The sequence below is a fragment of the Nitrococcus sp. genome (assembly GCF_059432795.1).
On record NZ_JBXWZQ010000217.1, the window covers coordinates 1 to 8,009 of the forward strand.

Here is an 8,009-nt window from a genome sequence, read left to right on the forward strand (position 1 = left end):
CTGTTTCTCGACGAGCCGACGGCGGGTGTCGACGTCGATCTGCGTCGCGAGATGTGGCAGCTGGTCCGCGCGCTGCGTGCAAGCGGCGTGACCATCATTCTCACCACGCACTATATCGAGGAGGCCGAGGAGATGGCCGACCGGGTCGGGGTGATGCGCCAAGGCGAGCTCATCCTGGTGGAGGAGAAAACCGAGTTGATGCACAAGCTCGGGCGCAAGCGTCTGATATTGCAGCTGGAAAGCGCGCTTGATCACCTCCCGGCGGCACTCGATGCCCACGCGCTCGAGCTCTCGCGCGACGGTCAGGAGCTTGTCTATACTTACGACCCGCACGATGAGCGCACGAATGTCACCGCTTTGCTCAGCGACCTCCACGAGGCGGGTATCCGGTTCAATGATCTGCGCACAAAGCAGAGCTCGCTGGAACAGATCTTCGTCAGCCTGTTGAGGGAAGAACAGCGATGAACAGGCATGCGGTGCAGGCGATTTATCGATTCGAAATGGCCCGCACTGGGCGCACCCTGCTGCAGAGCATCGTCTCCCCGGTGATCTCGACCTCGCTTTATTTCGTCGTATTCGGCGCGGCGATCGGCTCGCGCATCACCGAGGTCGGCGGAGTGAGCTACGGCGCGTTCATCGTGCCGGGGCTGATCATGCTCATGCTCCTCACCCAGAGCGTGTCGAACGCGTCCTTTGGAATCTATTTTCCGAGATTTTCCGGGACCATCTACGAAATTCTCTCGGCGCCCGTTTCGTATTTCGAGGTCGTGCTCGGCTACGTCGGGGCGGCGGCGACCAAGTCGGTCATTCTGGGGCTGATCATCCTGGCGACAGCGAGCCTCTTCGTGCCGTTCGAGATCAAGCATCCGGTGTGGATGCTCGTCTTCCTCCTGCTCACGGCGCTGACGTTCAGCCTCTTGGGCTTCATCATCGGCATCTGGGCCGACAACTTCGAGAAGTTGCAGCTCGTCCCGTTGCTGGTCATCACACCGTTGACCTTTCTCGGCGGCAGTTTCTATTCCGTGGACATGCTGCCGCCGTTTTGGCAGACGCTCACGCTGTTCAACCCGGTGGTGTATCTGATCAGCGGATTCCGTTGGAGTTTCTACGGGCTCGCCGATGTGAGCGTGGCCGCGAGCCTGGTCATGATTTTGATGTTTCTGGGGCTGTGCCTGGCCCTCGTGGGCTGGATCTTCAAGACGGGCTACCGGCTCAAGGCGTAACTTTCTTTCCCGAGCCGGCAGGCCGCCGTTAAGCTCGCTCTCAGATCGACAAAGTACAAAAATAACCCACTACTAGCTGGGTAGCGGTAGGTGATACATCGGTGGTGAGCAAGATGGGCAGGCGTTTCCCGGTGAGCAGGCATCGACGAAAATGCATGGGCCGAGACAGTGTGCGACTACCGGCAGCGTTTCTCGCGCGTTGTCGGCCCGCCTGAGCGGCTCCGTCGGCTTGCACGGCAATTTGGCCATCGACGGCTCTGGGCCTTGAAGCCGAGCAGGGCACGGTATCCGAGTCTCGAAGCCGGGTGATCAACGATGCTGAAAACGCAATACCGATGTTAAACTGAAGTGTAATCAGGGTTGCTGGTGTAATCCAGCCATAAGCCCAGAAAGCGGACGGTCCGAAATGAGTAAGCCAGATCAAGAGGAAAAAAGAGCTCATTGAAGCCTTTGAACGTTGCCGCACGCTCGTATGAGCGAATCTTCATTGCCCTAAGGAACATACTGCAACATGGTCGACTACCGCAGCATCATTACCATCGAGGCAGGGAAATGCGGTGGTAAACCCTGCGTGCGCGGGATGCGAATCACCGTTTATGACGTTCTGGATTACCTCGCTTCCGGCATGAGCACGGACGAAATCTTGGCCGACTTCCCATACCTAACCCGCGAGGATATCCAGGCGTGTCTCGCTTTCGCTGCCGACCGTGAAAAACACATGCTGTCGATACCGGTGTGAGGCTCCTTTTTGACCAGAACCTTTCCCCACGCCTTGCAAAGAGACTTCACGACTTTTTCCCCGGTTCGGCCCACGTGCAGCACTTTGGTCTCTCGCAGGCACCCGATACCATCTTGCTCGATTTTGCCGAACGGGAGGGCTTTATCCTGGTGAGCAAGGACTCTGATTTCTTCGAACCAGGGTTGTTGCGCGGTCATTCCGCCAAGATTGTATGGGTTCGGCGGGGCAACTGCTCAACCACGGAAATCGAGGATATTCTGCGCCGCGATGCAACGCATATTGAGCATCTGGCGAGAACAGAAAACCTGTTCCTTCTGATGTTGTATTGATTGCTTAGGGTTTGCCGCCGTGCCGCCGAGTTTCGCCACATCTGCACACCGTGAGTCATATTGCGCCTAGTGGTCGAACATCATGCGAACCGCCCGATCTCGGACTTCCGGGGAATACCCGATAAAACCCGATCCGGGATCAATCCCCCGATTGCAGCATGATCACGAAAGCAAATGAAGACCTTAATTGGCCGCCCCTTGTGAATGACCACTGTCGGGGGGCGGCATTCGGCACAGGTGCGCGGTCTGCCGTAGGTTAAAACGCTACGTCACGCGTCTTCTCGTTTGAACTGAGGGCCACATCATTCGCAGAATCGGGCAACTGCTAAATTCGTTTGCTTACAATTACCGCATTAGATCCTTCTCGCAGAACCAGCCTCGAAAGGCCCTCCATGTTTATGTTCCATCTGTTGATGTTCCATCAGAGGTGGTCCCCTTTTCAGCTGAGCGAAACGAATAAATAATGCGGGTGCCGAGTCTAAGCGCCGACGCGTCGCCTGGCCGTGGACGATAACGCAAGGCCGACAAGCCCGATGCCGAACAGGCCGAGGACGGCCGGTTCGGGGATGGCCACCGACGGTGTGATCTGTCCGCGAATTTCGCCGCCGGGGAAAGCCGGGGTGTGGATGTTGAGATACAAACCGCTGCTCATGAGGTTGGTCAGCTCGGCGGTGAGCGTCGTGCCTTCGCCTTCCGCGCCGTCCCAGACGCTGAAGATCGTGCCGGCCGCGGCATCGATCGACAGATCGTTGTCGGTGTCGCTGTTCGGGGAGATGAACCCGAAGATGACGGGGCCGTTGGTCCCTGCGGGAGCCCGATGGATATGTGCGGCGACGACGTTGTCATCGTCGACACCCGGCGTCTGGTTGCCGTCCAAATCCAGACCGGCTATCGAGATCAGAATCTCCAGTTCGGTCTGTGCGTCGTTGAGGGTCAGCTCCGCGGAACCGCTGGCGGGGCTCGTAACGGGTGGGACTTCCTGGGCACCGCTGAGATTGGCATCAAAGACCATCACCGCGTGCGCATGACTCCATGCGCCCAAGCTCAACACCGTCAGCAGGGTCATCAGCAACGCTTTCATGACCGTACCTCCGCACCCGGCTTGCCAGTACCCTGGAGTCTCCGCTTTTCAATCATATAGTCGCTAGCTGGCAAAAAAGCCAGTCCGCTCATCGGCGGATCGCCGCTAAGCGCCGAGCGGCGGCCTGGCGGTTGCAGCGTGGCGGAGATTCGCACGACGTGTCGCCCTAGGTCGGCGGGAGATCCTCTCCGCAAGCCTCGATCAGTGCGGCGTCGTCGTTGCGAGGGTTGCCCACGCGTGGCGAGACGGGATAGGCGCGGAGCTGCTCCACGGGTAGTGCAGCGATCGCGGCGCGGATCGCGTTGCGCTGCGTGAGCTCTGGTGCGAGCCAGTCGGGCCAGCAGGCCTCGCTCAGCACCACGGGCATGCGCGGGTGGACCCGGCGGGCAAAGCCTCGGGCCGGCTCGGTGATGATGGCGGCGCGCTCGCCGGGTGCCTTTGCGCTCGGCGTCCAGAGCCCGGCCAGCAGCAGCGGGAGGCCATCGCGGCGCGTGAACCGGTAGGGCTGCTTACGGCCGGCTTCCTCGCACCATTCATACCATCCGTGCGCCGGAATGATAGCGCGGCGTCTGGCGAAAGCGCTGCGAAAGTAAGCGGATTCCGCCACTTTCTCGGCACGCGCGTTGATCGGGGCCGGGGCGTTTGCCTTATCCTCCGCGTAGCGGGGTTTGAAGCCCCAATGCGACCACGCCATAAGCGGCCGGCCGTCCTCGCCGGCGTGGATCGTAAGAATCTCCTGCGTGGGCGCGATATTGTAGCGGGGCGCCGAGTCGCCTTCGGCCGCCACCTCAATGCCGAACATTCGCAGCAGGTCCTGGATGTTTCCGGACAGATCGTAGCGACCGCACATGGTATCCAGCTTGCGGCCTGCGCGCGGAGCATTCAACTTGGCCCCGGTCGTGAACGCGGGTGCCCGTTTGTTAAATTACAGAAAAATGCGTGCGATGGCGTTTGCAATCGGTGCGTAGTACGTTCGAGTCTTTCCTTTCCAATCGCGCTGGGGTGTCGTTCATGGGGGCCTTTTTTCCGATCGTCTACATCCGCGGGTACGCCTTGAGCAAGTCCGAGGTCGAGGCGGCGTTCAACAGCCCTTACTACGGATTCAATCTCGGCTCGACGCAGATCAAGCAGCGCCGGGACGCCAAACCGGCCATGTTCATCTTCGAGAGCCCGGTGGTTCGGCTGATCAAGGATCGCGGCTATCTGGATGCGTTCGGCCGCTACGTGGACCATCAAAACCAGCCCATCGCCGGGAGTGCGGCGCGTGAGTGGCGCAAGACGCTGTGGACGTTTCGCTTCTACGACGCCGAATCACGGCTGCGCGGCGGTGAGCGCCCCGAGGAGGACATCGAGCGTTATGCCGAGCAGCTCGCGGTGTTTCTGGATCAAGTCCGCAAGGCCTGCGGCGCGCCGGCGGATTTCAAGGTCAATCTCGTCGCCCACAGCATGGGCGGGCTGGTGGCCCGGTGCTACCTGCAGTACCAGAAGCTTTTCGAGGGCTCCGCGTTGCGCGGCATCACGCCGGTGGCGGTGAACAAGCTTTTTACCTACGGCACGCCACACCGCGGTATCAGCTTTCGCGACGGCCTGGGGTGGGTTGAGGATATTCGCGATCTGATCGGCTGGCGCGGCTCCGATGCCTTTGGTGAGCAGCGCATGCGCAAGTACCTTTCACTGAGCGAGGAGGAGCCGCTGCACACCTACCAGCCGGCGCGCGGCGGGCTGCCACGCGAGCGCATTTTCTGCGTCGTGGGCACGAACTGGCAGGACTACCCGGTCCGGGGCGTCCCGGGCGACCGTCGGACCGGGCAGCGACGGCCTGGTGGCGTTGGAGAACGCCTATGTCAAGGGCGCGTCGCGGGCGCATATCTATCGCTCCCATTCCGGGCCGTACGGGCTGGTCAACAGCGAAGCGGGCTTTCAGAACCTCGATCGCTTTCTCTTCGGTAGCCTGCGCTACGAGCTCCAGCTCGAGCCCATGAGCATCACGGCAAGCGCGCTGCCCGGCCAGCAGCCGGACGGCGAGGTCGATTACCTGCTCGTCGAGGTGACGGTCGCCATCCGCGGGCTGCACTCCTATATCCACCAGCGCCGGGAAGCGACGTTGAGCGCCGTGAGCGTGCCGATCGCCGCCGGGGCTCAGGAGAAGAGGCAGGCAACGCACCTTTATACCGGCTTCCTCCACACCGCGCCTGCCAGCCGCAAGAAAGGCGACCGTTACGTGCGCGGTGCGCTCGATGTGCGCATCGAGCCGCATTACCGCGACGAGGGGCTTTTCCTGGATTCGCGCTACGAGGGAGCGGACCTGTTGCGAGACCGGCTCTATATTCGGCTCGACCCCAGGACTCACGAGGTCGCCTACCGGTGGAACGCAACGCAGAGCTATCTTCGTGTCTCGCCGGATGACGACGGCGCGTATTTGTGTCCCTTGCCGAGCGGGACGCAGAAATGGCTTGACTGCGCCGGAATCCGCATTCGTCCCGGCGCCTGGGACTGAACGCGAGCGCTTTCGCGTCACAGCGCGCGAAGCTTGATGAGCAGCTCCCGCGGGTTGCGCTCGCTGATGAATCGGGCCTTGATCTGGCGGCCCTGCTCGGTCAGTTTTTTGCCCAGCGGGGTGCCCTTCACGATGCGCACCAGCAGCCCCACCTGGTCCGGGCGGGACTCGTCGTAGTAGAGCACCTCGGTGCGGTCCACCGTGCTGGTGTAGATATTCTTCGGCTTGAGGACGAAGCCGGATGCCTCGAGGCGTTGGCGCAGCGGTTCGATGAGTTCCGGGCGGCGGCTTGGCGGCACGTCGCAAATGACGAACACGTCGAAGAACGAGTTCTGCAGCTTGGCGATTTGTTTCAGCTGGCGCGCGACTTGCTCTTGCGCTCCGGCGAAGTCGCTGTTGAGCCGATCGGCCTCCTGCAGCAGGGATCGGCTCTGGTCCAGCCGGCGCTCGGCTTTCTCCAGCTTGGCGAGCTGGCCCTGAAAATCCTCATTGGCCGCGTCGAGCTGTTTGCCGAGCGCCGTAATGCGGCCTCTGAGGTCATCCGCTTGGGTCGCGATCTCCTCGTGGAGGGTCGCGAGTTGCTGTTTCGCCTCTTTTTCTAACTCCTGGAGCTTGCCTTGGAAGTTGTACACTTCCTTGAAGCCGAACAGCGTCAGCATGCCCACGACCAGCGCCAGCAGGGTGCCCGAGGCGGTGATCCAACGCCGGGTCTTCTCCTGAATCTCGAGACGGGTCTCGACGGCGACCCGCTGCGCCTCGTCGTCGATTTGCCGCACGGCCCGCGCGACGGCGGCCTCCAGCGGGTCCCGGGGTGGCGAGTCAGGCTCCGCGCGGGCCGTTGCGTCGTCTCGCTCGCCGGTCTCGTCTCCTCCGTCCACCACGGCTCGTCCCTCGCTTGCAGGGCTTGCTAGTGCGCCAGACGCTCGTAGTCATCGCGCAGATATCCGCGGCCGCGCAAGTCCAGCAGCTTGGCCGCGCCATGTGCGTCGCTGAACCGCAGGAATCCGATGCGGCGCAGCTCCTTGGTGCGCGCCAGCACGGGGTCGTCATCGAGGAGGTACACACCGTGACGCTTGGCGTAGTCGATGCGGTAGACCTGATGCGCCTGGCCCTCGGGGTCGATTTGGATGCGGTAGCGTACTTTGGATTTCTGCAGGTAGGTGTGTTGCCCCGGAATCCGCGTGATGACCTGCTGGATGTCGACGTCGATGTGGCCGCGCTCGAGCTGCTCGAGGGTGTATCGGTTGTTCAGCGTGTAGAAGTCGCCGCTGAGCAGGATCTCGCCGGTGCGCTCACGCACGAGTGAGAACCGTCCGTTGCCGTCGATGTAGAAGCGATCGACGTCGTTCGGGTCGAGCGAGAGGACCATGTTGATGTATCCGCGGATCACGAGGTCGCCGTTCACCAGTTCCTCGCGCATGGTGCCGAGACCGTAGAGATCCTTTAGCGTCTGCCAGTTCTTGGGGCCGACCAGAATGCTCAGGTCCGTGTCGATGCGCTGGTTCAGCCAGCGGTCCCGCTTCCACGGCGCGCTGAAGGCCGGTTCACTGGGTTGCTTGGCGAAATCGAACGTCTGCTCATAGACTTCGACCTGCCCGACTCGAGCCATTTGGATGGGCACGAGCTTCAACGAACCGCAGGCCGTCAAAACCGAGAGCAACACGGCCCACGCCCCGAGCTTGCCAACACGGGCGGCCCGAGGATGTCGCACCAGGAAGAGGCGCCCACGGCGTATCGGGTGACGTTTCTTTTTGTTCTCGTATACAGGCTCGTCCCATCCGGGCATGGTTGCCGCCTTGGGCGATTGCCGGCGCTTTGGCCGTGAATCGTTGTTTACGGGCATGTGCTGCCGAACGCCCAGCCTGCTCAGCGGGTAGCCGCCAAAGGGATAAGCAAGGCGCTTCAATGCCATCAGGCACCTACCAAAGCGCGCCGTCAGCATGAGTGCTCAGCCGCCCGTCAAAGGGCAGACCCTGAAGCAAGGCGGCGTGGGCACCGCGGCGAGCGAGTCACACAACACCACGGCCTTCAGCCAAACCGCCCAACCGAAGTGGCACGGATCGCGCCAGCGGCTGTTTCTCGGTGCAGACGGTTCCGGGCACGCAGTGGCCGCGATGCACATCCATTGCTACCTTTCCAA

The 8,009-nt window shown here is 61.8% G+C and carries 11 protein-coding genes; 7 read left to right on the forward strand and 4 right to left on the reverse strand.

All coding sequences use genetic code 11. The annotated features are described in order from the left end of the window. The 4 genes from AC52Q4_RS15465 to AC52Q4_RS15480 all read left to right on the forward strand — a co-directional run. A partial coding sequence (locus AC52Q4_RS15465) for a DrrA family ABC transporter ATP-binding protein (protein ID WP_495537694.1) occupies positions 1 to 465 on the forward strand: 465 nt, incomplete at its 5' end. Beyond that, positions 462 to 1,223, forward strand: coding sequence for an ABC transporter permease (locus AC52Q4_RS15470; RefSeq protein ID WP_495537695.1), 762 nt, complete (start codon positions 462 to 464; stop codon positions 1,221 to 1,223). The genes AC52Q4_RS15465 and AC52Q4_RS15470, both read left to right, overlap by 4 nt. Positions 1,224 to 1,734: 511 nt before the next feature. Next, on the forward strand, positions 1,735 to 1,962 hold the full coding sequence (locus AC52Q4_RS15475) for a DUF433 domain-containing protein (protein WP_495537696.1): 228 nt from the start codon (positions 1,735 to 1,737) through the stop codon (positions 1,960 to 1,962). Next, on the forward strand, positions 1,959 to 2,291 hold the full coding sequence (locus tag AC52Q4_RS15480; protein WP_495537697.1) for a DUF5615 family PIN-like protein: 333 nt from the start codon (positions 1,959 to 1,961) through the stop codon (positions 2,289 to 2,291). The genes AC52Q4_RS15475 and AC52Q4_RS15480 overlap by 4 nt, the downstream gene beginning before the upstream one ends. A gap of 478 nt (positions 2,292 to 2,769) precedes the next feature. Here the strand turns inward: AC52Q4_RS15480 and AC52Q4_RS15485 are convergent, their stop codons facing one another. Together AC52Q4_RS15485 and AC52Q4_RS15490 are read right to left on the reverse strand one after the other, a co-directional pair. Further along, positions 2,770 to 3,372, reverse strand: coding sequence for a CHRD domain-containing protein (locus AC52Q4_RS15485; protein ID WP_495537698.1), 603 nt, complete (start codon positions 3,370 to 3,372; stop codon positions 2,770 to 2,772). 166 nt (positions 3,373 to 3,538) lie between these two features. Then, complete coding sequence (locus AC52Q4_RS15490) at positions 3,539 to 4,222, reverse strand: SOS response-associated peptidase (protein WP_495537699.1); 684 nt, start codon at positions 4,220 to 4,222, stop codon at positions 3,539 to 3,541. 110 nt (positions 4,223 to 4,332) lie between these two features. Between AC52Q4_RS15490 and AC52Q4_RS15495 the strand changes: the two genes are divergently transcribed. Together AC52Q4_RS15495 and AC52Q4_RS15500 are read left to right on the forward strand one after the other, a co-directional pair. Continuing rightward, entirely contained in the window at positions 4,333 to 5,322 is a 990-nt protein-coding gene (locus tag AC52Q4_RS15495) for an esterase/lipase family protein (RefSeq protein WP_495537700.1), read from the forward strand. A 28-nt stretch (positions 5,323 to 5,350) separates the two neighbouring features. Beyond that, on the forward strand, positions 5,351 to 5,869 hold the full coding sequence (locus AC52Q4_RS15500; protein ID WP_495537701.1) for a hypothetical protein: 519 nt from the start codon (positions 5,351 to 5,353) through the stop codon (positions 5,867 to 5,869). Positions 5,870 to 5,886: 17 nt separating this feature from the next. Here AC52Q4_RS15500 and AC52Q4_RS15505 read toward each other — a convergent pair whose 3' ends face one another. Further along, entirely contained in the window at positions 5,887 to 6,750 is an 864-nt protein-coding gene (locus AC52Q4_RS15505) for a hypothetical protein (protein ID WP_495537702.1), read from the reverse strand. A 26-nt stretch (positions 6,751 to 6,776) separates the two neighbouring features. Then, a complete protein-coding gene (locus AC52Q4_RS15510) occupies positions 6,777 to 7,655 on the reverse strand; it encodes a hypothetical protein (RefSeq protein ID WP_495537703.1) in 879 nt (292 codons plus the stop codon). 154 nt (positions 7,656 to 7,809) lie between these two features. On the opposite strand from AC52Q4_RS15510, the gene AC52Q4_RS15515 reads away from it, so the two are divergent. Next, the coding region (locus tag AC52Q4_RS15515; protein WP_495537704.1) for a hypothetical protein at positions 7,810 to 8,009 on the forward strand (200 nt) is incomplete at its 3' end.

Bases quoted from the DNA above. Each gene is read 5' to 3' on its own strand.
- AC52Q4_RS15470 (WP_495537695.1), top strand. From the start codon at position 462: ATGAACAGGCATGCGGTGCAGGCGATTTATCGATTCGAAATGGCCCGC.
- AC52Q4_RS15475 (WP_495537696.1), top strand. From the start codon at position 1,735: ATGGTCGACTACCGCAGCATCATTACCATCGAGGCAGGGAAATGCGGT.
- AC52Q4_RS15485 (WP_495537698.1), bottom strand. From the start codon at position 3,372: ATGAAAGCGTTGCTGATGACCCTGCTGACGGTGTTGAGCTTGGGCGCA.
- AC52Q4_RS15490 (WP_495537699.1), bottom strand. From the start codon at position 4,222: ATGTGCGGTCGCTACGATCTGTCCGGAAACATCCAGGACCTGCTGCGA.
- AC52Q4_RS15500 (WP_495537701.1), top strand. From the start codon at position 5,351: ATGAGCATCACGGCAAGCGCGCTGCCCGGCCAGCAGCCGGACGGCGAG.
- AC52Q4_RS15510 (WP_495537703.1), bottom strand. From the start codon at position 7,655: ATGCCCGGATGGGACGAGCCTGTATACGAGAACAAAAAGAAACGTCAC.